This is a genomic window from Kribbella aluminosa (genome assembly GCF_017876295.1).
Lineage (GTDB): Bacteria > Actinomycetota > Actinomycetes > Propionibacteriales > Kribbellaceae > Kribbella > Kribbella aluminosa.
On sequence record NZ_JAGINT010000002.1, the window covers coordinates 4,031,962 to 4,055,534 of the forward strand.

19 protein-coding genes and 1 pseudogene are annotated in these 23,573 nt (G+C 69.7%); 13 read left to right on the top strand and 7 right to left on the bottom strand.

Features of this window, described 5'->3' with window-relative positions; genetic code table 11:
* The first annotated feature begins 35 nt into the window (after positions 1-35).
* From JOF29_RS40285 to JOF29_RS40300, 4 genes are all read left to right on the top strand, one after another.
* Positions 36-1,850 carry a hypothetical protein gene (locus tag JOF29_RS40285; RefSeq protein WP_209699554.1) on the top strand — a complete coding sequence of 605 codons (1,815 nt, stop codon included), beginning with the start codon at positions 36-38 and terminating at the stop codon, positions 1,848-1,850.
* 222 nt (positions 1,851-2,072) lie between these two features.
* Positions 2,073-2,819 (top strand): 4-hydroxy-tetrahydrodipicolinate reductase, encoded by a 747-nt coding sequence (gene dapB, locus JOF29_RS40290; RefSeq protein WP_209699555.1) that lies wholly within the window; start codon positions 2,073-2,075, stop codon positions 2,817-2,819.
* A 1-nt stretch (position 2,820) separates the two neighbouring features.
* Entirely contained in the window at positions 2,821-3,264 is a 444-nt protein-coding gene (locus JOF29_RS40295; protein ID WP_209699556.1) for a tetratricopeptide repeat protein, read from the top strand.
* A gap of 132 nt (positions 3,265-3,396) precedes the next feature.
* Positions 3,397-5,826: an ATP-binding protein gene (locus JOF29_RS40300; protein ID WP_307863940.1), complete on the top strand. Its 2,430-nt coding sequence runs from the start codon at positions 3,397-3,399 to the stop codon at positions 5,824-5,826.
* A 374-nt stretch (positions 5,827-6,200) separates the two neighbouring features.
* Here JOF29_RS40300 and JOF29_RS40305 read toward each other — a convergent pair whose 3' ends face one another.
* The 3 genes from JOF29_RS40305 to JOF29_RS40315 all read right to left on the bottom strand — a co-directional run bounded on the left by JOF29_RS40305 (position 6,201) and on the right by JOF29_RS40315 (position 9,770).
* Positions 6,201-7,898 carry an alpha/beta hydrolase gene (locus JOF29_RS40305; RefSeq protein WP_209699558.1) on the bottom strand — a complete coding sequence of 566 codons (1,698 nt, stop codon included), beginning with the start codon at positions 7,896-7,898 and terminating at the stop codon, positions 6,201-6,203.
* A gap of 61 nt (positions 7,899-7,959) precedes the next feature.
* Positions 7,960-8,559, bottom strand: a complete 600-nt coding sequence (locus JOF29_RS40310; RefSeq protein ID WP_209699559.1) for a GNAT family N-acetyltransferase — start codon at positions 8,557-8,559, stop codon at positions 7,960-7,962.
* A gap of 17 nt (positions 8,560-8,576) precedes the next feature.
* A complete protein-coding gene (locus JOF29_RS40315; protein ID WP_307863941.1) occupies positions 8,577-9,770 on the bottom strand; it encodes a DUF418 domain-containing protein in 1,194 nt (397 codons plus the stop codon).
* 161 nt (positions 9,771-9,931) lie between these two features.
* Between JOF29_RS40315 and paaA the strand changes: the two genes are divergently transcribed.
* The 4 genes from paaA to paaE are packed head-to-tail and all read left to right on the top strand — an operon-like array spanning position 9,932 to position 13,500.
* Entirely contained in the window at positions 9,932-10,849 is a 918-nt protein-coding gene (paaA, locus tag JOF29_RS40320) for a 1,2-phenylacetyl-CoA epoxidase subunit PaaA (RefSeq protein ID WP_209699560.1), read from the top strand.
* On the top strand, positions 10,846-11,157 hold the full coding sequence (paaB, locus tag JOF29_RS40325; RefSeq protein WP_209699561.1) for a 1,2-phenylacetyl-CoA epoxidase subunit PaaB: 312 nt from the start codon (positions 10,846-10,848) through the stop codon (positions 11,155-11,157). Before paaA ends, paaB begins: the two co-directional genes overlap by 4 nt.
* A complete protein-coding gene (gene paaC / locus JOF29_RS46245) occupies positions 11,154-12,413 on the top strand; it encodes a 1,2-phenylacetyl-CoA epoxidase subunit PaaC (RefSeq protein WP_372446422.1) in 1,260 nt (419 codons plus the stop codon). Before paaB ends, paaC begins: the two co-directional genes overlap by 4 nt.
* Position 12,414: 1 nt before the next feature.
* Complete coding sequence (gene paaE, locus JOF29_RS40340) at positions 12,415-13,500, top strand: 1,2-phenylacetyl-CoA epoxidase subunit PaaE (RefSeq protein ID WP_209699563.1); 1,086 nt, start codon at positions 12,415-12,417, stop codon at positions 13,498-13,500.
* A gap of 548 nt (positions 13,501-14,048) precedes the next feature.
* Here paaE and argG read toward each other — a convergent pair.
* Positions 14,049-15,482: an argininosuccinate synthase gene (gene argG, locus JOF29_RS40345; protein WP_209699564.1), complete on the bottom strand. Its 1,434-nt coding sequence runs from the start codon at positions 15,480-15,482 to the stop codon at positions 14,049-14,051.
* 207 nt (positions 15,483-15,689) lie between these two features.
* Here argG and JOF29_RS45055 point away from each other — a divergent pair.
* The 5 genes and pseudogenes from JOF29_RS45055 to JOF29_RS40365 form a co-directional block, all read left to right on the top strand.
* A pseudogene (locus JOF29_RS45055) lies at positions 15,690-15,920 on the top strand (metal-dependent hydrolase); the annotation flags it as partial.
* 133 nt (positions 15,921-16,053) lie between these two features.
* On the top strand, positions 16,054-16,482 hold the full coding sequence (locus JOF29_RS45060) for a metal-dependent hydrolase (RefSeq protein ID WP_307863943.1): 429 nt from the start codon (positions 16,054-16,056) through the stop codon (positions 16,480-16,482).
* Positions 16,483-16,676: 194 nt separating this feature from the next.
* The gene (gene dapA, locus JOF29_RS40355) at positions 16,677-17,615 is read left to right on the top strand and encodes a 4-hydroxy-tetrahydrodipicolinate synthase (protein ID WP_209699565.1); all 939 of its coding nucleotides are present in this window, start codon (positions 16,677-16,679) and stop codon (positions 17,613-17,615) included.
* On the top strand, positions 17,612-19,306 hold the full coding sequence (locus tag JOF29_RS40360; RefSeq protein ID WP_209699566.1) for a ribonuclease J: 1,695 nt from the start codon (positions 17,612-17,614) through the stop codon (positions 19,304-19,306). Before dapA ends, JOF29_RS40360 begins: the two co-directional genes overlap by 4 nt.
* A 36-nt stretch (positions 19,307-19,342) precedes the next feature.
* Positions 19,343-20,374, top strand: a complete 1,032-nt coding sequence (locus JOF29_RS40365) for a LacI family DNA-binding transcriptional regulator (protein WP_209699567.1) — start codon at positions 19,343-19,345, stop codon at positions 20,372-20,374.
* On the opposite strand, the gene JOF29_RS40370 is transcribed toward JOF29_RS40365, so the two are convergent.
* The 3 genes from JOF29_RS40370 to JOF29_RS40380 form a co-directional block, all read right to left on the bottom strand.
* On the bottom strand, positions 20,328-21,179 hold the full coding sequence (locus tag JOF29_RS40370) for a DMT family transporter (RefSeq protein WP_209699568.1): 852 nt from the start codon (positions 21,177-21,179) through the stop codon (positions 20,328-20,330). The genes JOF29_RS40365 and JOF29_RS40370 overlap by 47 nt on opposite strands.
* Positions 21,180-21,200: 21 nt before the next feature.
* Positions 21,201-22,247: a fatty acid desaturase family protein gene (locus JOF29_RS40375; RefSeq protein WP_307863944.1), complete on the bottom strand. Its 1,047-nt coding sequence runs from the start codon at positions 22,245-22,247 to the stop codon at positions 21,201-21,203.
* A gap of 75 nt (positions 22,248-22,322) precedes the next feature.
* Positions 22,323-23,402 carry a fatty acid desaturase family protein gene (locus tag JOF29_RS40380; protein WP_209699569.1) on the bottom strand — a complete coding sequence of 360 codons (1,080 nt, stop codon included), beginning with the start codon at positions 23,400-23,402 and terminating at the stop codon, positions 22,323-22,325.
* Between the last annotated feature and the right edge of the window lie 171 nt (positions 23,403-23,573).

Sequence of the window (23,573 nt, forward strand, 5' to 3'; positions counted from 1 at the left end):
GGTGTGCTGAAGTGTAATGGCCTAGGGTTACGGCCGTGAAGATGGTTCCCTCGGCAGGTAGGCGGTTCGTGCTGCTCGCCGGGGTGACCGCGGTCGCGACTGGGCTCGCGCTGTGGTGGATCGTGGCGGCGGCACTGGCCGCCGGCAAGGGCTTCGACATCACCGACGAGGGCTACTACCTGCTCTCGTACCGCTGGTGGCACAACAACCCGCTGGCCCTGACCGGCGTCCAGTACCTCTACGGCCCGGTCTTCCAGCTCTTCGGGTACAGCATCCCCGGGCTCCGGGTGTTCCGCCTGTGCACCGTGGTCGTGGTCCACCTCCTGTTCGGCTACAGCTTCATGCGTTGGCTGCGCGGCCGGCGTCCGGCGATGCCGCGGACGCGGTGGTTCGAGGCGGCCGGTACGGCGGTGATCCTCGCGGCGGGCGGGATGTGTTACGCCTGGCTGCCGTTGGCACCCGGGTACAACGACGTCGTTCTGCTCGGCGCCCTGGTGCTGGTCGCGTGCGTGCTGTGGATGGCGACAGCGGTCGATCGCGGTGCGCCGGTGCCGTTCTGGGTTCCGGTCGTGGCCGGTCTGGTGATCGGTGCGATGGTGCTGGCCAAGTGGACCTCGGTCGTCCTGATCGGGCTGATCGTGCTCGCCGCGATCGTGGTACTGGCCGCCCAAGGGTGGCGGGCCGTTGCCCGCGGCATCCTGTTCGCGCTCGCCGGGCTGGCGGTTGCGGTGCTGTTCGTCCAGTTGTTCGTGATCCGGCTGAACGTCGCGGTGCCGGGGATCCTGACCGTCAACCGGTTCATCGCCGGTACGTCGTACTCGCCCGCCGAGCTACTCCACCACTACTGGACGACCGGCCTCACGCTCCTCGGCCAAACGCTCTGGTACCACGGCCTGCTGCTGGTCGCCACCGCCGTCGCGGTCGTCGGCCGCCCGCGGACGCTCCGTCTCGCGGCCGCGGTGCTCGCAGTACTCGGGCTCGCCGTCTCCGCGTGGCGGATCATCGGGTACGGCGGCGTGCTGGGCGGCGCCGCCCATGTGTACATGTATCCCTCGACGCTGCTCGCCGCGGTCCTGGTCACCGTCGTGGCCGCCGCCGGCGCGGTGATCGGGTGGCGGACCGGCGTGACGGAATGCTCGCGGCTGTGCCGGGAGAACACCAGGACCTGGGTACTTCTCGTTCTGCTCCTGCTGCTCCCGCTCGTGCAGGCCTTCGGCACGAACACGCCGCTCTATGTGATCGGCTTCAACGCGTTCGCAGCCTGGGCCGCGCTGATGATCGCCGTGTTCACGGGGATCTGGGCGACGCCGCTCGCGACCCGGGCGATCGTTGGCGTCGTACTCGTAGGATCGCTGCTCGCGACGGCAACGATCGCGTTCACGGGCCTGACGAAGTACCCGTACCGCTCGCCGCCGACGTCGGAGCTGACCGCGGCTGCGACCCAGCCGGCGCTGAAGGGCCTGCACCTGACGCCCAAGAACGAGCAGGCGTACAGCAGGCTCACCGAGGACCTCCGCCCGTACCTCAGACCGGGCCGCCCGATGCTCGCACTCGACAAGATGGCCGGGCTGGTCCTGATGCTCGGCGGCCGCCCGCTCGGCGAGGCCTGGATCGCGCCGACCGAACGCGCACGCACCGTGGCCGGCATCGAGGAGGTCTGCCGCAAGCAGCGCCCGGCCCAGCCACCGCTGATCATCCTGAACCGGTCGATCTCGGACCAGGAGGTGAACGCCCTGCGCACCTGCGGTGTCGACTTTCGTACCGGCTACGAGCAGTTGGCGATGCCCAGGCAAACGATCGGCCTGCAGATCTGGATCCCCAAGACGGAGCGGTTGGCCGGCGGACGCTAGCGTCGTACGCCGCCACTCGCCGTGCAGCTGATCAGATCCCGATCTTGGGCACCCACCAACCATATTCCGTGGCGAAATCTGGTTGACCCGTGCCCAAAGCCCGCAACGTGCTGCCGAAGTAACGTGCTGCCGAAGTATGGACACCGGAGGTGAGGGTACCGAAGGCCGGGCACGCCCGTGGATGAGATCCTAGGTGCCTCGAACGGAAGAGGAAGGACGCGCATGATCAAGGTCGGTGTGCTGGGGGCCAAGGGCAGGATGGGCGCTCTGACGTGCGTCGCGGTCGAGGAGGCGGCCGGCTGCGAGCTGGTCGCACAGCTCGATCAGGGTGACTCGCTGGACGTGCTGACCGAGGCGGGTGCCGAGGTCGTGGTCGACTTCACCCGGCCCGAGGTCGTGATGGACAACCTGGCCTGGTGCATCGAGCACGGCGTCCACGCGGTCGTCGGCACCACCGGTTTCGACGACGCCCGGCTCGCGACGCTTCGCGACCAGCTGGCGAAGTCGCCGTCGACCGGCGTGCTGATCGCGCCGAACTTCTCGATCGGCGCGGTGCTGATGATGCGGTTCGCCGCCCAGGCCGCGCAGTACTACGAATCCGTCGAGATCATCGAGCTGCACCACCCGGACAAGGTGGACGCGCCGTCCGGCACCGCCCGGCGGACCGCGGAGCTGATCGCGGACGCCCGCCGGGAGGCCGGCTCCGGCCCGATCCCGGACGCGACCACGACGGCGCTGGACGGCGCGCGCGGCGCGGACGTGGAGGGGATCCGGGTGCACGGCGTCCGGTTGCGCGGCCTGATCGCGCACCAGGAGGTGCTGTTCGGCGACGAGGGCGAGACGCTGACCATCCGGCACGACTCGATGGCCCGGGTGTCGTTCATGGCCGGCGTGCTGCTCGGCGTCCGGCGGATCGGCGACGCGCCGGGTCTCACCGTGGGCCTCGAGCACTTCATGGACCTCTCCTGAGATGAGGGCCAAGCAGACCGCGTTCCTGCTGGCGGTCGTGTTTGTGGTGTACGCCGTACTGATCGGCTGGCGAGGTGTGCTGCTGATCGGTACCGGCGAGCTGGTCGCGATCGTGCTCGGGATCGCGGTGCTGGTGATCCCGCTGCTCGGTGCGTACGTGGTGTGGCGGGAGATCCAGTTCGGCCGGCGTACCGAAGTACTGGCGCGGGAGCTGGAGGCGGCCGGTGGGCTGCCCGTCGACGACCTGCCGCGGCGGCCGTCCGGGCGGATCGACCGGGCCGCCGCGGACGCTGCGTTCGGGCAGTACCGGGCAGCGGCCGAGGCGGCGCCGGACGACTGGCGGGTGTGGTTCCGGCTGTCCACGGCGTACGACGCGGCGGGCGACCGGCGGCGGGCCCGGGAGGCGATGCGGAAGGCGATCGGGCAGCACGACGCCGAGAGCTGAGCCGAAGTGCCTGACAACCGGGTGTGGTTCGGGCTATTTTCGGGAGGGTACGTGGCAGCCGCCACGTAGAGGTCGGAGACTGGGTGGGGCCGTCCTGTGCCGTCAGACGGGTCTCGCCGTGGTTCGGACGACGTGCAGGGGGCTGGGTTCGGTAGCCTGCTGCGCCGGCACCGGCGAGAGGCCGGGCTGTCGCAGGAAGGGCTGGCGGAGCTTGCCGGTCTGAGCGTCGACGCGATCGCGGCACTGGAGCGAGGACGCCGGCGTGCGCCGCGAGTGCACACGCTGCGGCTGCTTGCGGACGCCTTGCGGCTGGGCGATCCGGAGCGGTTGCTGCTCACCGCCGCGGCCCGCCAGGACATGGACACCGCCCGGATGCCGCTGCGCCCGCCGCCGGTGCCGACCAGCGAGCTGATCGGCCGCAGTACCGAGCTGACCACGACGACCCGCCTGCTGACGAAGCGCATCACCCGCCTGCTGACGCTCACCGGGCCTGGCGGGGTCGGCAAGACCAGGCTGATGCAGGCCGTCACGAGCGAGATCGCGGACACCTTCCAGGACGGCGTGTGCTGGGTTCCGCTCGCACCGCTCGCAGATCCCGAGGCCGTCGTACCGGCGGTCGCCGAGGCCATCGGCCTGCAGAGCCGGCTCGCCGACGACATCGCGGAGCAGATCGGCCGGCGGGCGATCCTCCTGGTGCTGGACAACTGCTCGCATGTGCTCGCGCCGGTCGAGAACCTCTGCGCCTCCCTGCTCGAACACTGCCCGAACCTGTCGATCCTCGTGTCGAGCCGCGAGCTGCTACGACTGGCCGGCGAGAGCGTGTACGTCGTACCCGCTTTGGGGCTGCCGTACGACGAGGACCACCTGGAGTCGTCCGACGCGGTCCGGCTGTTCGTCGAGCGGGCGACCTCCCGCGGGTACGACCCGACCGGGCAGCTCGACCAGGTGGCTCGCGTCGTACGCCGGCTGGAAGGGATGCCGCTCGCGATCGAGCTGGCGGCGGCGCGGACGACTGTGATGACGATCGAGGAGCTGGCGACCGAGCTGGAGACGTCGTTCGGCATCCTGGCCGGCGGGTCGCGGACACTGTCGCCGCGGCAGCAGTCGATGTACGGCGCGATCGAGTGGAGTCACGCGCTGCTCACACCGGCCGAGCGGGAGATGTTCGCGCAGCTGTCGGTGTTCAAGGGCGGCTGGACGCTCGGTGCGGCCGCGGCCGTGCTGTCCGGGGTACGCACGCGTGTCGAGGGGCTCGACCTGATCGGGCGGCTGGCGGACAAGTCGCTCATCAAGGTGACGCGGCGCGGCGGCATCGCGCGGTACTACATGCTGGCGGTGATCCGGGAGTTTGCGGCCGATCGTCTGGAGGCGGCGGGTGCTACGGAGGCGACGGCCGAGCGGCACGCGCAGTACTACCTGAGCCTGGCCGAGGAGGCCGAGGGACGCCTGCGCGGGCCGGAGCAGCGGGAGTGGCTGGATCGGCTGGAGGCCGAGCTGTCCAACCTGCGTGCGGCGATCGCCTGGTCGGTGCGGACCGGCTCGGTCGTCGAGGCGTTGCGCCTCGCCGGCGGGCTGTGGCTGTTCTGCTACCTCCGCGGTCACTACGCCGAAGGGAGCCAGTGGCTCGAGCGGGCGTTGGACCTCGGCGACGCACCTGATCTCGCATCTGCGCGAGCCAAGGCGAACCTCGGCGCCGGGACGCTGGCGTTCCTGCAGTGCGAGTACGACGCGGCGACGGAGCGGTTGCAGACGGCGCTGACGCAGTACAAGGAGCTTGGCGACAAGGCCGGTACGGCGATGGTCCTGCAGCGGCTCGGGGGAGTGGCGCGTGAGCGTGCGGACTACGTTGCCGCCGAGGACCTGCATTGTGAGAGCTACGACCTGTACGAGAGCCTCGGCGATCGGGCCGGGATGGCGTGGGCGCACAACTACCTTGGCTTCGTGGCGTGGCTGCGCGGCGATCTCGAGATCGGGGCTCGGCGGTGCCGGCGGGCGCGGGACAGCTTCCGGGTGGTCGGGGACGGCGAAGGGCTTGCCTGGTCGCTGATCAGCCTCGGGACGATCGCGCAGTACGGCGGTGAACTCGTAGAGGCGGAGGACCTCCTGCAGGAGAGTCTGGCGTTGTCGCAGCGGCTCGGGTATCGCGAGGGGGTGGCGTGGTCGCTGAACCAGCTCGGGATCGTCGAGCGGCGGCGTGGGCTGACCGCGCGGGCGGTTCACCTGCTCGACGAAAGCCTTGCGGAGCATCGGGATCTGGGCGATCGGTGGCGGTCGGCCAGTGTCCTCGAGGAGCTGGCCGCGGTCGCGCAGCATCGCGGGCGGAGCGAGTACGCCGCGTTCCTGCTCGGAGCGGCGGACGAGGTCCGGGAGGTGATCCGGGCGCCGGTGCCGAGGATCGAGCAGGCCGACTACGAGGCCACCCGGACGGCGGTCGAGGCGTCGCTCGAGCGGCGGGTCTTCCGCACCGCCTGGTCCGCCGGCCGCGCCGCACCCCTGGCCGCGGTCGCCGACGGCTACCCACCAGCCCCACGAGGCACCGACCGGACTCGCGACCCACTCTGACCTGCCCGGGCCAGCTTTGGGCGTGTTGGTGCCTCGCGGAGCACCACGACCTGGGGGATCGACGATGCCCCGCGAGGGATCTGAGGTGCGTGACCCGGCCGGCTGTGTTCTGTCGAGCCCAGTAACCGGGCCCTCGGCAGTCCCCCCACCTTGCACAGCCGGCCGAAGCCACGTCCGGCGTAGGCCGTCGTCGAGCCCTCCCAGTCGACGCCCGGACCTGCGCGCAGACACCAGGTTGCCGCGATCACGCTGCGTCGCACAGGGACGCAACCCTGACATCGCCCTGACAACTATGTCCTGACAACGAAATCATCCCGCGGAATTCGCCCACCGTGACCAGCCGCGGTCGAATTCCGGAGAATGTCAAACGCTCGTTACCGAAGATATCCGGAAACGGTTTTCGTGAATCCGGCGATCTTTTGTAGCGGAGCACCCTCGGCGGCATCCGCACCCGGAACCTCCGGACCGGGTGCCGGGATGCCCTCCCCAGCACAGCTCACATCCTTGGCCGGCGCGACACCGGTAGTGAGGAACGTGTTGACGATCCGGTCCGCGCACTTGTTCACGCCGCCGTACACGCCATGGTCGCCCTCACCGGTGACGGTCACCATCCGCGAACCGGCGTACCGGCTGTGCGCCGCGACCGCGAGGCCGTAGTTCGTCGCCGGGTCGTGCACCGACTGCACCATCAGCGTTGTGGGCAAGCCTTTGCCGGTCGGCGTCGGCATCGTCAGGTTCGGGCGCTGCCAGTAGAGGCACGGGTTCTCGGCCATCGTCCAGCCGACCAGCGGGTAGTGCGGGCCGAGCCGAGCGGCCAGTTGCTCGCCGTACTCGCGTCCTTGCGGCCACGGGGTGTCGTTGCAGGTGATCGCGGTGAAGGTGGCGTTCTCGGAGTCGACCTCGCCGAGCATCCGGAGCCCGATCGGTGCCCGCTGCGCGCGCTCCACGAGCTGCTGCTGACGGGCCGCCGGAAGCCCGTCGACCTGCCGTTGTGCGGCCCGCGGACCGCCTTTTGCCTGGGCCGCGGAAAGGTCGGTCAGAAAGCGCAGATCGGTGGCCAGGGAATGGAAGTCCAGTTTCGAGTACAAATCCCCGGTGATCAGCTGGTCGAGGGTGTTCTCGTCGTAGGTGATCTTGACCGCGCCGTCCAGGAACTCCTCGGTCGCGGGCGCCGCCTTCAGCGCTCGCCGTAACCGTTCGTACAGGCGGACGACCGTGCCGGGCGACGACCCGAGGTGCAGATCGGCGTCGTACTTCGCCGCCCAGGTCGCGAAGTCCTCGCGGAACCGGCGCTCGAACGCCTGCGGCTGGCCGCTGAACGTGTCCAGCCAGCTCCCGGTGAAGTCGGTGTTCGAGTCGAGGACGAAGCGGCCGGCGTGCTCGGGGAAGTAGGTCTGGTAGTACGCGCCGAGCCAGGTGCCGCCGGAGTACCCGACGTAGTCCATCTTGTCGTAGCCGAGCAGCTGCCGGATCAGGTCCATGTCCTGCACGGTCTGCGCGGTGGTGATGTACGGCATCAGGCCGCGGGACTGGCTGTCGCAGTACGGCTGCGCGAGCTGGGACGCCTCGGCGATCAGGCCGCGGGTCCGGGGATCGTGGTCGCGGGCGTCCATCGTGTAGCCGGGGGCGCCATCGCAGCTGACGCTCGAGCTGCCGCCGGTGCCGCGCGGGTCGAAGCCGACCGCGAGGTGGTCCTTGGCGAGCGGGGCCTGGCTCGCGAGGTACGGCGCCATGCCGAGCCCGGCGCCGCCCGGCCCGCCCGGGTTGCCGAACACCACGCGGCTCGGCCTGCCCTTGGCCGGCGCGACCTTGCTGACCGCGATCTGCAGGTCGTTGCCGGCGTACTGGTTCGCCCAGTCGCGCGGGACGGTGATCTTCGCGCAGTACGTCCGAAGCTCTCCGTCACCGCACCTGGTCCAGGCCGGTCTCTGCTTCAGGAACTTGGACGCCACCGGATGCGGCCGGTCGGCAACGGTCGCCGCTTGCGTCGACGCCGTCGCCCCCGATCCCGGTACGACGAGCACAGCAACAGCGGAAAGCCCCAGGCCGACGGCCAGGGTGAGGTACTTCATGCAGACTCCAACAGATGGCCACGCGTAATCGGTCCGTGACAATCTGTCATGCCTGCCGGAGCTACTCCGCGCCGGGGTCGGTGTGCAGGCGGATCTGCTTGATTCGCACGGATTCGTCGCCGTACAGGTCGAGCTCGCGGTGTGCGCCGTCGGGCGCCCAGCCTGCCTCGGTGTAGAAGCCGCGGAGTACGTCGTCGGTCGAGTTCACCCAGGCGGTCACCCGGGTGAAGCCGTCGGCGCGGGCGGTGTCGACGACCGCGTTCAGCATGCGCGAACCGTGGCCGGCGCGGGTGGCCTCCGGGCTGACGGCCAGCTCGGCGATCAGGGCGTCGCGCTGCTGGTCGGCGTCCGGGTCGTCGGACGGGGTGACGGCCGCGAAGCCGACCAGGGTCCGGCCGGCCAGTGCGACCAGGACCCGGTTCCGCGCCTCGCCCGGGGCCAGCAGCGCGGCCCGCCACTGGGCCGCGAACTGGGCCGGGTTCAGATCGGCGAGGACGTCGGCCGGCAGCAGCCCGGCGTACGCCGCCCGCCAGGCCGCGACCTGGATCTCGCCGATCTCTCCTGCCTCCGCGGGCAGCGCGAGCCGGACGCTGGTCTCGGCGATCGGCGTAGCGGACAGGTCGGAGAGGCTGGCAGGTTCCGGTACGCCGAATTCACTCATGACGGCAATCCTCCCAGTCAGTAGACGAGCCGGCGCAGCAGGGTCTCGGCCGGGCCGCGGTAGGACCGTCGGCTCATCGCGTACGCGCCGATCACCGAGATCACCCAGACGCCGATCGCGACCAGCGCCGCGGTGTACGCCGTGCTCCCGAACCGCAGGTCCAGCGTGAACGGGGCGAGCAGGATCATCCACGACACCGACTGGAACAGGTACCCCGACAGCGACCGCTGACCGAGCGCGGAGATCGCCCGTACCGGCAGTGACTGCTTGGACTGCTTGCGGATCCGCGCGACGATCAGACCGAACAGGGCGACGTACCCAGGACCGCCGAACATGCCGGACACCTGCGACAACAGGTCTGCCGCGTCCACCGCCGCCTGGTCGACGTGCAGCCAGCCGGCCCCGATCAGCGCGAGCGGCAGACCTCCGACGAACGTGATGCCCAGGCAGCCGACGGCGACCCGGGTCAGCAGGGTCTTGTGGGCGGCGGGGTTCTCCAGGAGCTGCTTGCGGGCGGCCCAGATACCCAGCCAGACGATCACGACGAAGCCGAGGACGCTGGCCATGTGCAGCGGGTACTCGTGCAGTCTGTCGACCAGGCTGCTCAGGTACGAGGTGGCGGCCAGCGAAGGGTTCGGGGAGTTGGTGAGCGCCTGGGTGGGACCGGAGCTGGAGACGATCGCGAGGACGGCCTTGGCGGCGACGAACAGTGTCTCGAGGGTCATGAACGCCCAGACGGCGAGGACGATCCGGTGGAACTTGTCGCCGCGGTTGAGCAGTACCAGCGCGCAGGCGATCCCGACGACGCCGTACGCGCCGAGGAAGTCACCGAAGTACAGCAAGGTCGCGTGGACGACGCCGAAGACGATCAGCCAGGCGTTCCGCTTGACGAGGATCCGCTGTACGGCGGACGTGGTGGCGCCGGCCGACTGCTGCCGGCGGGCCAGCTGGACCAGGCCGTAGCCGAACATCACCGCGAACACCGGGTACGCCCGGGCGTCCACGAAGGTCAGCTTGAGGAGGTTCAGGATGCGCTCGAAGCCGTGCGGGGCGCTCTCCACGCCGGGCTGGCCGGCGAACGCGAAGTTGGCGCTGTTCGCGAGTCCGATCAGCAGCAGCATCGCGCCACGGATCAGGTCGGGGGCGAGCGCACGTTCTCTTCCGGTGACCGGTCCGCGGTGATCGGCGGCCGGGAGGGTTTGCGTGGTCACGGGGATCTCCAAAACTGTTTAGGTCTTGAACTGTTACGTCGATCCTCCCGGGCGTGAACCGACGTACCCAGCGCCCTGAACCCACTTCCGGGGTGGGCCTACGACCACCTTTGTGACACTTGTTGTTGATTCTGAGAAAAAGTGTCACATATGCTGGGGGTATGGACAGCTTCCAGGCGACGATCGACGCCGACGGCCGGATCGAGCCGCGGGACGCGATGCCGGAGGGGTACCGCAAGACCCTGGTCCGGCAGATCGCCCAGCACGCGCACTCCGAGATCATCGGCATGCAGCCGGAGGGCAACTGGATCAGCCGGGCGCCGTCACTGCGCCGCAAGGCGATCCTGATGGCCAAGGTGCAGGACGAGGCTGGTCACGGTCTCTACCTGTACGCCGCCGCGGAGACCCTCGGCGTGGACCGCGCGGACCTGCTCGACCTGCTGCACAGCGGGCAGCAGAAGTACTCCAGCATCTTCAACTACCCGACGCTGACCTGGGCCGACATCGGCGCGATCGGCTGGCTGGTGGACGGCGCCGCGATCGTCAACCAGGTGCCGCTGTGCCGCTGCTCGTACGGTCCGTACGCGCGGGCGATGGTGCGGGTCTGCAAGGAGGAGTCGTTCCACCAGCGGCAGGGGTTCGAGATCCTCTACGCGCTGTGCAACGGGACGCCCGGGCAGAAGGCGATGGCGCAGGACGCGCTGGACCGCTGGTGGTGGCCGTCGCTGATGATGTTCGGCCCGCCGGACTCGGCGTCCACGCATTCGGAGCAGTCGATGGCGTGGGGGATCAAGCGGCACAGCAACGACGAGTTGCGGCAGCGGTTCGTGGACATGACCGTGCCGCAGGCCGACGTACTCGGGATCCGCGTCCCCGACGACGGTCTGGCGTACGAGGACGGGCACTACCGCTTCACCGCGCCGGACTACACGGAGCTGTACGAAGTTGTGAAGGGCAACGGTCCGTGCAACCAGCAGCGGTTGGCGAAGCGCGTCAAGGCGCACGAGGACGGTGCCTGGGTCCGGGAGGCCGCGGCCGCGTACGCCGCGAAACAGGCATTGAAGGCAGGTGCGGCATGAACGAGCGGAGCGAGTTCATCAACAAGCACAGCGTCGAGCCGTTGTGGGAGGTGTTCGTGCGCTCGCGGCGCGGGCTGTCGCACACGCATGTCGGCAGCCTGCACGCCGCCGACGCGACGATGGCGCTGCGGAACGCGCGCGATGTGTACACCCGGCGTCAGGAGGGCGTGTCGATCTGGGTGGTGCGCGCGTCGGACCTCACCGCGTCCAGCCCGGACGAGAAGGACGAGTTCTTCGACCCGGCCGGCGACAAGGTGTACCGGCACCCGACCTTCTACCAGGTCCCGGAAGGTGTCGAGCACCTGTGAACGACCTGTCCGGGTACGCCCTCCGGCTCGGTGACGACGCGCTGATCGCGGCGCAACGCACCGGCGAGTGGATCGCGTCCGCACCGCAGCTCGAGGAGGACGTTGCCCTCGGCAACATCGGGCTGGACCAGCTGGGGCAGGCACGGTCGCTGCTGCAGTACGCCGGATCGCTGACCGGGCGGACCGAGGACGAGCTGGCGTACTTCCGGGACGAGCGCGAGTTCCGGAACCTGCTGCTGTGCGAGCTGCCGAACGGGGACTTCGCGTTCGCGATGGCGCGGTTGCTGTACTTCGCGACGTACCAGCACCTGTTGTACGACGAGCTGCGGTCGAGTGCGGACGAGACGCTGGCGGGCGTGGCGGGGAAGGCGGTCAAGGAGGTCGCGTACCACGTCGACCACGCGACCCAGTGGGTCCTCCGCCTGGGCGACGGCACCGCGGAGAGCCACCGCCGAATGCAGGCAGCCCTGGACGCGTTGTGGCCGTACACCGGCGAGCTGTTCGAGTCGGACGCCCTCGTCCAACGCTTGCCGGTCGCCGTGGACCCTTCGGCGTTGCGGGACTCCTGGACCGATCGGGTACTGGGAATCATCGACGGGTCCACCTGCGAGCGGCCTTCGTCGACCTACCAGCACACCGGCGGCCCGCGAGGGACGCCATACCGAACACATGGGCTTCCTCCTCGCCGAACTCCAGCACGTGGCGCGTTCGCATCCGGGGGCGACATGGTGACCGACAAGCCCCTTACGTCCGAAGAACCGAGGGCTATAGGCCACAGTTCTTCGGACGCAAGGATCTGGGAAGCGGTCGGCGAGGTCACGGACCCCGAGGTGCCGGTGCTGACGATCGCGGACCTCGGTGTACTGCGCGGAGTACGGCACGATGGCGACGAGGTCGTCGTGACGATCACCCCGACGTACTCCGGCTGCCCCGCCATGGACCTGATCCGCCACGAGGTCGAGCTGACCATGGACCATCTGGGGGTGCAGGGCCGGGTAGAGACCGTGTTGTCGCCGGCATGGACGACCGACTGGATGAGTACAGCAGGCAAGGCGAAACTCATCGAGTACGGCATCGCCCCACCGAGCGGACATCGTGCTGTCGGCGGTCCGGTGATGTTGAGTCTGAGCGTGCGCTGCCCGTTGTGTGGATCCCCGAACACGAGCGAGCTCAGCCGCTTCGGCTCCACCTCCTGCAAGTCGCTCTGGCGGTGCAACTCCTGCCGTGAGCCCTTCGATCACTTCAAGGCGATCTGAGATGACGACCATCGCCCCGAGACGCCGCGCCACCTTCCACAGCTTGAAGGTCGCCGCGATCGACCCCATCACCGACGACGCGGTCGCGATCACGTTCGCCGTGCCACCGGAGCTGGCCGCCGACTACGACTTCACCGCCGGCCAGCACCTCACGATCCGCCGTACCGGAGAAGAGGTCCGCCGCAGCTACTCGATCTGCTCGCCGGCCGACTCCGGCGTCCTGAAGATCGGCGTCAAGCGGATCCCCGGCGGCGAGTTCTCGGCGTACGCCGCCCGCGACCTCAAGGTCGGCGACGAGCTCGAGGTGATGACCCCGCTGGGCCGCTTCGGCACCACCCTCGACCCCGCCAACGCCAAGCACTACGCGTTCGTAGCGGCCGGCAGCGGCATCACGCCCGTACTCTCACTGGTCGCGACGATCCTCTCCGTCGAGCCGTCAAGCCGAGTCACGCTGCTCTACGGCAACCGGACCGCCGGCTCGGTGATGTTCGCCGACGACCTGGCCGACCTGAAGGACCGGTACGCCGAGCGTTTCCACCTCGTCCACGTGCTGTCCCGCGAGACGACCGAGGTGGAGCTGTTCAGCGGCCGGATCGACACGGACCGGCTGCGGCGGATGTTCGCGACGATCCTGCCGCTGGACTCGGTCGACGAGTGGTTCCTCTGCGGGCCGTACGCGATGGTCGTCGGTGCCCAGGACCTGCTGCTGTCCGAGGGTGTCGCCCGCGAACACGTCCACGCCGAGCTGTTCCACGTCGGCGACGAAGCACCCCAGGCGCCGGTCGAGGACACGGTCACCGACGAGGACGCGGCCCAGGTGACCGTCATCCTCGACGGCCGCCGCTCGACGTTCCCGCTGGGCCGGCACTCGAAGGCGGTGCTGGACGCGACCCTCGCCGTCCGCTCGGACGCCCCGTTCGCCTGCAAGGGCGGCGTCTGCGGCACCTGCCGCGCGAAGGTCCTCGAGGGCAAGGTCCGCATGGACACCAACTGGGCCCTGGAACCGGACGAGCTCCGCGCCGGCTACGTCCTCACCTGCCAGTCCCACCCCACCACCCCCGCAGTCACCCTCGACTACGACGCCTGACCCCACCCATCCAGCCGCGCGTCACCCACCCGGCGCCGCCGCGCCCCACCCACCTACCCGGCGCCGCCGCGCCTGACCCACCCGGCGCCGCCGCGCCTGACCTACCCGGCGCCGCCCCGCGCCGCGCCCACCTGCGTCCGCGCCGCGCCCCACCCGCGCCGCGCCCCACCCGCGCCGCGCCCCACCCGCGCCGCGCCCACCTGCGCGCACACCCGCGCCGCGCCGGCCCACCTGCGCGCACCGCCGCGCCCGCCCACATCCGCGCCGCGCCCGCCCACATCCGCGCCGCGCCCGCCCACACCCGCGCCGCGCCCGCCCACACCCGCGCCGCTCAGCGAGGTTGCCCGCTCGGTTGGAGGGTTGCCCCCTCATATTTTCAGTAGGCAACCCTCCAGCTGGACGGGCAACCCCAGCCGTCCGGCCCCCACGGCACGGGCGGGAGGGTCGCGGCCGGGGCTCGGCGGGTGCCGGGCCGGGCGAGTGCCGGCGCGGGCGGGGGTCTGGGCGGGTGCCGGGCTGTGGCTGGGGTCCGGGTGGGGGCGCTGGGTTTAGTCGGTGCCGGATTCCATGGCGGCGCGGTCGAGGAGGGCTTCCTCCTCGGGGGCCTCGCCGCGGGAGGCGATCGCTTCGGCGCCGCCCGTCGAGAGTTCGCCGATCAGGTCGGTGGACGACGCGAGCGCGGCGTTCGACGAGCCGAACATGCCGAGACCGGCGTACTGCTCGAGCTTCGCGCGCGAGTCCGCGATGTCCAGGTTCCGCATCGTCAGCTGGCCGATCCGGTCGACCGGGCCGAACGCCGAGTCCACGATCCGCTCCATCGACAGCTTGTCCGGGTGGTAGCTGAGCGCCGGGCCGGTGGTGTCCAGGATCGAGTAGTCCTCACCGCGCCGGAGCCGGAGCGTGACGGTGCCGGTGACCGCCGTACCGACCCACCGCTGCAGCGACTCGCGGAGCATCAGCGACTGTGGGTCGAGCCAACGACCTTCGTACATCAGCCGGCCGAGCTTGCGGCCCTCGTTGTGGTAGCTCGCGATGGTGTCCTCGTTGTGGATCGCGTTCACCAGCCGCTCGTACGCCGCGTGCAGCAGCGCCATCCCGGGCGCCTCGTAGATCCCGCGGGACTTGGCCTCGATGACCCGGTTCTCGATCTGGTCGGACATGCCGAGCCCGTGCCGGCCGCCGATCGCGTTCGCCTCCAGGACCAGGTCGACCGCAGTACCGAACTCCTTGCCGTTGATCGTCACCGGCCGGCCCTGCTCGAAGCCGATCGTGACGTCCTCGGTGTCGATCACCGCGGCCGGGTCCCAGTGCGCCATGCCCATGATCGGGTCGACGGTCTCCACCCCGGTGTCGAGGTGTTCGAGGGTCTTCGCCTCGTGGGTGGCACCCCAGATGTTCGCGTCGGTGGAGTACGCCTTCTCGGTGGAGTCGCGGTACGGCAGGCCGTGCGCGACGAGCCACTCGGACATCTCCTTCCGGCCGCCGAGCTCGTGCACGAACTGCGCGTCCAGCCACGGCTTGTAGATCCGCAGCTGCGGGTTCGCGAGCAGGCCGTAGCGGTAGAACCGCTCGATGTCGTTGCCCTTGAAGGTCGACCCGTCGCCCCAGATCTGCACGTTGTCGCCGAGCATCGACTTCACCAGCAGCGTGCCGGTCACCGCCCGGCCGATCGGGGTGGTGTTGAAGTACGTCCGGCCGCCGGAGCGGATGTGGAACGCCCCGCAGGCGAGCGCCGCGAGCCCTTCCTCGACGAGCGCCGCGCGGCAGTCCACCAGCCGGGTGATCTGCGCACCGTACGCCGTCGCTCGCTCGGGCACGGAGGCGATGTCGGGCTCGTCGTACTGCCCGATATCCGCCGTGTACGTGCACGGGACGGCTCCCTTGTCCCGCATCCACGCAACCGCAACCGACGTGTCGAGACCACCCGAGAAGGCAATCCCGACCCGCTCACCGACCGGCAAAGAAGTAAGCACCTTGGACACAGGAATAGTATGCACCACCCTGAATGATTATGCAAAGCGCCACCGCCGCCACCCCGGCTGAGACTCTCTTTGGGACCCCACCAGCCGGATCCCGCGGCGGATTTTGGTTGGTGCGTGCTCAAAGACGGCCGGGGTGGTGCGTGGGGGTGATGGGGTTGATGGGGGAGGATGGGCGGGAGTGAGCGGAGGGGGGTGAGGCGCGGGATGATGGGGCGGTCGCATGCCTTGTCGGGGTGGTGCGCCGGGTTGGCGGTGGCGCCGTTGGTCGGGCTGACGTCGGTGGCCGAGGTGGTGCCGTTCGCGGCCGCGACTGCTGGGTACACGTTGCTGCCCGACCTGGATCACCCCGGCGCCAGCGCATCCCGGTTGCTGGGTCCGGTGACACGGTTGGTTTCAGGCGCCGTACGGGCGTTCTCCGGCGTGCTCTACAACCTGACCAAGGGCCCGCGGGACGAGGACGGCACCGGGAAGCACCGCCACGCGACCCACACCCTCGTGGCCGCCGTACTCCTCGGCTTCCTCGCCGCCGGCCCTCGGCGACCGCGGCAAGTGGGCCGTCCTCGCGGTCGCGGTGACCGGCCTGGTACTGGCCGCCGACGCGCTCGGAGACTGGATCGTCCTCGCGGTCCTCGCCGCAGCCGGCTGGTCGGTTGTAGGTGCCGGACCCGGCTCGGCGGCCGCCGACGCCGTACAAGCCGGCCTCACTCAGATCGGCGGCTGGATCGGCGCCGCAGTAGGCGTAGGTATGTTCGTGCACTGCCTCGGCGACAGCCTCACCCGCTCCGGCTGCCCGTGGCTCTGGCCGCTCCCGATCCGCGGTGAGACCTGGTACGAGATCCGCCTCCCGAGGCCCCTGCGCTTCAGCACCGGCCACTGGTTCGAGCATGCGGTGATCGTCCCGGTCCTCACGATCGGCGGCGTACTGCTGCTCCCCGGCGCCGTCGAGGTCGTGCAGCGGCTCTTCGACGCGACCTCCGTCTGGCTCGCCGGTCGGTCCTGAACATCGACAGAATGCGTTCATCTGCTCACGCAGAGTATCCGCAGAAGTTTTTCCGGACTTTTTCGCCAGAAGCTGTAACGACTACCTGGGTGGCCCCGATAGGACGAGTGAGCCTGGTGGCTGCCCGGACCCCCGAGCGGACAGCCACCAGGCCTACCCATTTCTTCAGGGTCGGGAGCGGTAATCTGAGGCCTATGTCCTCGCCAGCATCCACGCCCTCGTCGGCATCGTCCACGGCAGCCGCTGAAGCGCTGCCGTTCGGCCGCCTGACGACCGCGATGATCACCCCGTTCCGGCCCGATGGCTCCCTCGACCTGGCCGCCGTCCAGAAGGTCGCGACGTACCTCGTCGACGGCGGTAACGACGCCCTGGTGCTGAACGGGACCACCGGCGAGGCGCCGACCACGTCGGACCAGGAGAAGGTGCAGATCATCCAGGCGGTCCGCGAGGCCGTCGGTGACCGCGCCAAGATTGTCGCCGGGGTCGGCACCAACGACACCGCACACACCGTCGAGTGCGCCCAGCAGGCCGAGGCCGCGGGCGCCGACGGCCTGCTGGTCGTCACGCCGTACTACAACAAGCCTCCGCAGGCCGGGCTGCGCGCGCACTTCACCGCGGTCGCCGACGCCACCGGCCTGCCGAACATGCTGTACGACATCCCGGCCCGCGCCGGGGTGGAGATCACGACCGACACGCTGATCGAGCTCGCCACGCACCCGCGGATCGTCGCGGTGAAGGACGCCAAGGGCGACCTCGCCGGGACCACCAAGGTGCTGGCGAACACCGATCTGTTCTACTACTGCGGTGCCGACGAGCTGAATCTCGCCTCGCTGGCGATCGGCGCGGTCGGGATCGCGAGCGTGGTAGCCCATGTCGCGAGCCGGGAGTACCGGCAGCTGATCGACGCCGTGGTGGCCGGCGACCTCGCCACTGCACAACGGATCGACCGACGGCTGGTGCCCGCCGTCGAGGCGATCATGACCAGAACCCAGGGCGCCATCATGGTGAAGGCCGCGCTCCGGCTGGCCGGCGTCATCGAGCACGCGACGCTGCGGGCGCCGCTGCTCGAGGCGACGGCCGAGCAGACGGACTGGCTCACCACTGACCTCAAGACGGCAGGACTGATTGCATGAGCCATCCCCATCCAGATCTCGACGCGCCCGGACCTCTCGCTCCGGGCGCTTTGCGGGTCATCCCGCTCGGCGGCCTCGGCGAGGTCGGCCGCAATATGACCGTGTTCGAGTACGACGGCAAGCTGCTGATCGTGGACTGCGGCGTACTCTTCCCGGACGAGAACCAGCCCGGCGTGGACCTGATCCTGCCGGACTTCGAGCCGATCCGGGACCGGCTGGACGACGTGGTCGCGGTGGTTCTCACGCACGGCCACGAGGACCACATCGGCGGGTTGCCCTACCTGCTGCGTGAGCGGGGCGACATCCCGGTGGTCGGGTCGCAGCTCACGCTCGCGCTGCTCGAGGGCAAGCTGAAGGAGCACCGGCACCGCAACGTGCCGCAGCAGACCGTGGTCGAGGGCGAGAAGCTCCAGATCGGGCCGTTCGTCTGCGAGTTCGTCGCGGTCAACCACTCGATCCCGGACGCGCTCGCGGTCGCGATCAAGACGCCGGCCGGCGTCGTGCTGCACACCGGCGACTTCAAGATGGACCAGTTGCCGCTGGACAACCGGATCACCGACCTGCGCGCGTTCGCGCGGCTCGGCGAGGAGGGGGTCGACCTGTTCATGGTCGACTCCACGAACTCCGAGGTGCCCGGGTTCACCACCCACGAGCGCGACATCGCGCCGGTGCTGGACCGGGTTTTCACGAAGGCGAAGAACCAGCGCATCATCGTCGCCTGCTTCGCCTCCCACGTGCACCGCGTGCAGCAGGTGATGGACGCCGCGGTGAAGCACAAGCGCAAGGTCGCGTACGTCGGCCGCTCGATGGTCCGGAACATGGGGGTCGCCCGCGACCTCGGCTTCCTGAGCGTGCCCGGCGACACGCTGATCGACATGCGCGAGCTGGACAACTACCCGCCGGAGCAGGTGGTGCTGGTGTCGACCGGTTCGCAGGGCGAGCCGATGTCGGCGCTGTCCCGGATCGCGGCGAACGACCACAACGTCGTCCACCTGCAGCCGGGCGACACCGTCGTACTGGCGTCGTCGCTGATCCCCGGCAACGAGAACTCGGTGTACCGGGTGATCAACGGGCTGATCCGGCACGGTGCGAACGTGATCCACAAGGGCAACGCGCTGGTGCACGTGTCCGGGCACGCGAGCGCGGGCGAACTGCTGTACTGCTACAACATCGTCAAGCCGCGCAACGTGATGCCGGTGCACGGCGAGGTCCGGCACCTGCACGCGAACGCGGACCTCGCGATCCAGACCGGCGTACCGCGGGAGAACGTGGTCGTGGTCGAGGACGGCGTGGTCGTGGACCTGATCGACCGGAAGGCCGTGGTGGCGGGCAAGGTCGAGTGCGGGTACGTGTTCGTGGACGGCTCGACCGTCGGCGACATCACCGAGACCTCGCTGAAGGACCGCCGGATCCTCGGTGACGAGGGCTTCATCTCGGTGATCGCGGTGATGGACTCGGTGACCGGCAAGCTGACCGCCGGGCCGGAGATCCAGGCTCGCGGGTTCGCCGAGGACGACAGCGTGTTCGACGACCTGAAGCCGCGGATCGAGGCCGAGATCGAGAAGGCGATCGGCAGCGGGCTCGACGACATGTACCAGTTGCAGCAGGTGATCCGCCGGGTGGTCGGCAAGTGGGTCAGCGACACCCACCGCCGCCGCCCGATGATCATTCCAGTGGTCGTCGAAAGCTAGTACCCTCGGCGCGACGAGACGAAGGGTGGGCCGGCGATGAGTGGCAACGGGGTGAACGGGACGGGCCAGCGCCGGCCCACGATGAAGGAGGTCGCCGCCCGGGCCGGGGTCGCGCTGAAGACCGTGTCCCGGGTGGTGAACGAGGAGCCGAACGTCAGCCCCGAGCTGACCGCCAAGGTGCAGGCGGCGATCAAGGAGCTGAACTACACCCCGAACGAGTCGGCCCGGATGCTGCGCCGCGGCAAGACCGGGACGATCGCCGTGGTGATCCGCGACATCGGCGACCCGTTCTTCGCCTCGCTGGGCCGGGCGGTCGAGCTGTGGGCGCGGTCGTCCGGCTCGGTGGTGATGATCGGGCTGACCGACGAGGACCCGGAGCGGGAGCGGGACGTCTGCCTGGAGTTCGTTGCCCGCCGCCCCGATGCGCTGATCATGGCGCCGATCGGGGAGAGCCAGGAGTACCTCGCCCCGCACGTGGACGCCGGTATGGCGGTCGTCACGATCGACCGGCCGGCGCACGGCATCGAGGCCGACGCCGTACTCGCCGACAACGCGGGCGGGATCGACCAGGCGATCGACCACCTGGTCCGCCAGGGGCACCGGCGGATCGCGTACCTCGGCGACGACGAGCGGATCTTCACCGCCCGGGAGCGCGTGGTCGCGTACCGGGCGGCGATGGCCCGGCACCGGATCGACGTCGACGAGGACCTGGTGCATCTGTCCGAGCCGACCACCGAGGGCATCGGCATCACGCTGTCCGCGGTCCTGGACCGCGCCGAGCCCGCGACGGCGTTGCTGTCGGCAAACAACATGACGACCGCCGAGGTACTGCGGGGACTCGCCGGCCGGCGGGACCGGGTCGCGCTGGTGTCGTTCGACGACCTGGCCCTGGGCGATCTGCTCAGCCCCGGGCTGACCGCGGTCGCACAGTCGGCCGACGTGATGGCCCGGACCGCGATCCAGCTGATGACCGAGCGGCTGCCGGAGCCGCATCGCCCCAGCCGGACGGTCCGGGTACCGGTCAAGTTGACGATTCGCGGCTCGGGGGAGATCCCGCCGGCGCGCTGACCGCCTGTCCCGGTTCGCCGAACCGCGCAAGTACCAGGGCCGCGGCGACAGCAACAACGAATCCGCAAGCGGCCACGGCGGCGTAGCCGTGCCGTGCGCGGTCGTCGAGCAGCAGGAGCCCGACGAGAGCGGGAAAGACGGTCTCCCCGACGACCAGCATCGCGGTTGCTGTCGTGACGCCACCGCGCTGCAGAGCTGCCGCGTAGCAGAGCATCGCCAGCGCACCCCCGGCGACCGCGGTGTAGGCGGCGGGTTCGGTGATCAGGTGAGCCGGTGCCAGGCTGGGGATGATCCGCGCCGAGATCGCGACGACGCCGAAGCCGAGACCGGCGATCAGGCCGAGAAGCGGGCCGTGCAACCGGCGCGGCACCAGCTGGATCGACAGTCGTGCCAGCACGAGCACCGCCACGGCAGCGCCGAGCGCCCACCGGAAGCCGTGCCCGACGGCCGGGTTGCCCTCGCTGCCGGCCGACACTCCCAGCAGGCCGAGTCCGACGCAGACGCCTCCGACCGCGAGCCACTCCCGCCTGCCGAGCCGGACGCCCAGGACTCGTGCCGCCACGGCAGTGACCGCCAGACTGGCAGCAAGCGCCGACTGCACCACGAACAGCGGAAGCACCTGCAACGCCGCGACCTGTACGCCGAAGCCGACCGCGTCCAGCCCCATGCCGAGCACGAATCGCGGTTTGAATACGACGGCTTCCGCGCTCGCGTCCCGTGAACTGTCCGCGGCCGAGGCCTGCAGGATCGATGCCAGACCATACGCAACAGCTGCCGCCAACGCGCCCGCCAATCCCCACCACATGACGGCTACCTTAGAGCAGCGCTACTTCCGGTACTGCGTCACCAGCGGGCACTGGAACGGATCACGGGCGCCCAGGCCGACGTCGTTGAGGTGCTGGACGACGATCCGGTACGACGTGAACAGGCCGACCTCGGTGTACGAGACGCCGTGCAGCTCGCAGTACTCCCGGACGATCGGCTGCACGTGCCGCAGCGTCGGCCGGGGCATGCTCGGGAAGAGGTGGTGCTCGATCTGGTAGTTCAGCCCGCCCATCGCGAGGTCGGTGAACACCCCGCCGCGGATGTTGCGCGACATCAGCACCTGCCGGCGGAGGAAGTCGAGCTTCGTCCCGGCCGGCACGATCGGCATGCCCTTGTGGTTCGGGGCGAACGCGGCGCCGAGACAGACCCCGAACAGGGCGAGCTGCACCCCGAGGAACGCGGTCGCCTTGCCGGCAGGGAGCAGCAGGTAGAGCGCCGCGACGTACGCCGTGATGCGGGCCGCGACGACACCCGCGTCGATCCGGTCGGCGCGGCTCGCTCCACGGCGTAGCAGGTGCTTGAGGCTCGACGCGTGCAGGCCGACGCCCTCGAGCGTGAGCAGCGGGAAGAACAGCCAGCCCTGCCGCGCGGCTAACCAGCGGCCGAGCGGTCCGCGTTCGCCGACGGCCTCCGGGGTGAACGCGAGCACCTTGAGCTGTACGTCGGGGTCGCGGTCGGTCTGGTTCGGGGCGGCGTGGTGCTTGTTGTGCTTGGTGCGCCACCAGGTGACGCTCATCCCGAGCACGCAGCCGGCCAGGATCCGCGCGGTCCAGTCGTTGCGGGCGTTCGAGTGGAAGATTTGCCGGTGCGCGCTGTCGTGGCTGAGGAACGCGACCTGCACGAGCACCAGCGCGAGCGCGGCGGCGAGCCAGAGCTGGTGCCAGGAGTTGCCGAGCAGCACCATGCCCGCGACGATCCCGAGCAACAGGCCGAGCACGATGCTCATCCGGGTGTAGTAGTAGCCCTGCCGGCGCCGGAGCAGACCGAGCTCCCGCACGGTCCGGAGGAGGTCCGTGTAGCTACTCCCGTACTGCTGCTGGGCGCTCACGTCGGCCAGCGTGACGACGTGGCGTGACGCTGGGTGTGCGGCCAGGTGGCTCGGCGAGGTCGGTTTGGCAAAGTGCTAACTCCGGTACTTCGCCACGAGCGGGCACTGGAACGGATCGCGCGCTCGCAGACCGACGTTGTTCAGGTAGTCGACCACGATTCGGTACGACGTGAACAGGCCGACCTCGGTGTACGTCACCCCGTGGCGCTCGCAGTACTCGCGGACGATCGGCTGGACCCGTCGCAGGGTCGGACGTGGCATGTTCGGGAACAGGTGGTGCTCGATCTGGTAGTTCAGCCCGCCCATCGCGAAGTCGGTGAACACCCCGCCGCGGATGTTGCGCGACATCAGCACCTGCCGCCGGAGGAAGTCCAGCTTCATCGTCTTCGGGACGAGCGGCATGCCCTTGTGGTTCGGCGCGAACGATCCGCCAAGGCAGACCCCGAAGATCGCCAGCTGCAGCCCGAGGAACGCCCCGGCCTTGCCGATCGGCAGCAGCAGGAACAGCACGGTCAGGTATCCGGCCAGCCGGCTCACCACGATCGCGGCCTCGATCCGTTCGACCCTGGTCGCCGAGCGGCGGAACAGGTGCTGCACGCTCGCGACGTACAGGCTGAGGCCCTCGAGGGTCAGCAGCGGAAAGAACAGCCAGCCCTGGCGGCGGGTCAGCCACGCCTGGAAGCCGGTACGCCGGGCAGCGTGCTCGGGGGTGAAGGCGATGACGCCGATGTCGATGTCGGGGTCCTTCGCCAGCTGGTTCGGCGCCTGGTGGTGCCGGCTGTGCTTCGACCGCCACCAGTTGGCGCTGATGCCGATCAGCCCGCCGGCGAGCAGCCGCGCGGTCCAGTCGTTCCAGCGGGCCGAGTCGAAGATCTGCCGGTGCGCGCTGTCGTGACTCAGGAACGCGACCTGAACGAGCACCAAAGCGAGCGCACCCGCCATCAGCAGCTGGAGCCACGAGTTGCCGAGCAGACCGAAGCCGACCCAGACCCCGACGAACGCAGTCAGGACGAGCCCGATGCGAACGAAGTAATACCCGCGCCGCCGCCGGAGCAGTCCGAGCTCGCGGACGGTGCGCAGCAGGTCGGTGTACAGATGCGTGTGCTCGTGCTGAGCCCGTAACGGGTCATGGTCTTCGGCAAGCAGCTGTGTCATGAGCAACCCGTTTCCAGTAGTGCATCGGTCGATGCGCTACCAGGTCCAGGGCAGCGTCACGAGTACGTGCTGAGTGAGGCCAACGGAACCACGTCGGGTGGCCGCACACAAGCGCATGTCCGGGGCCGGGGCGATTTGACGCTCAGTTCGCCCCGCTTTCACCTGGCCGTC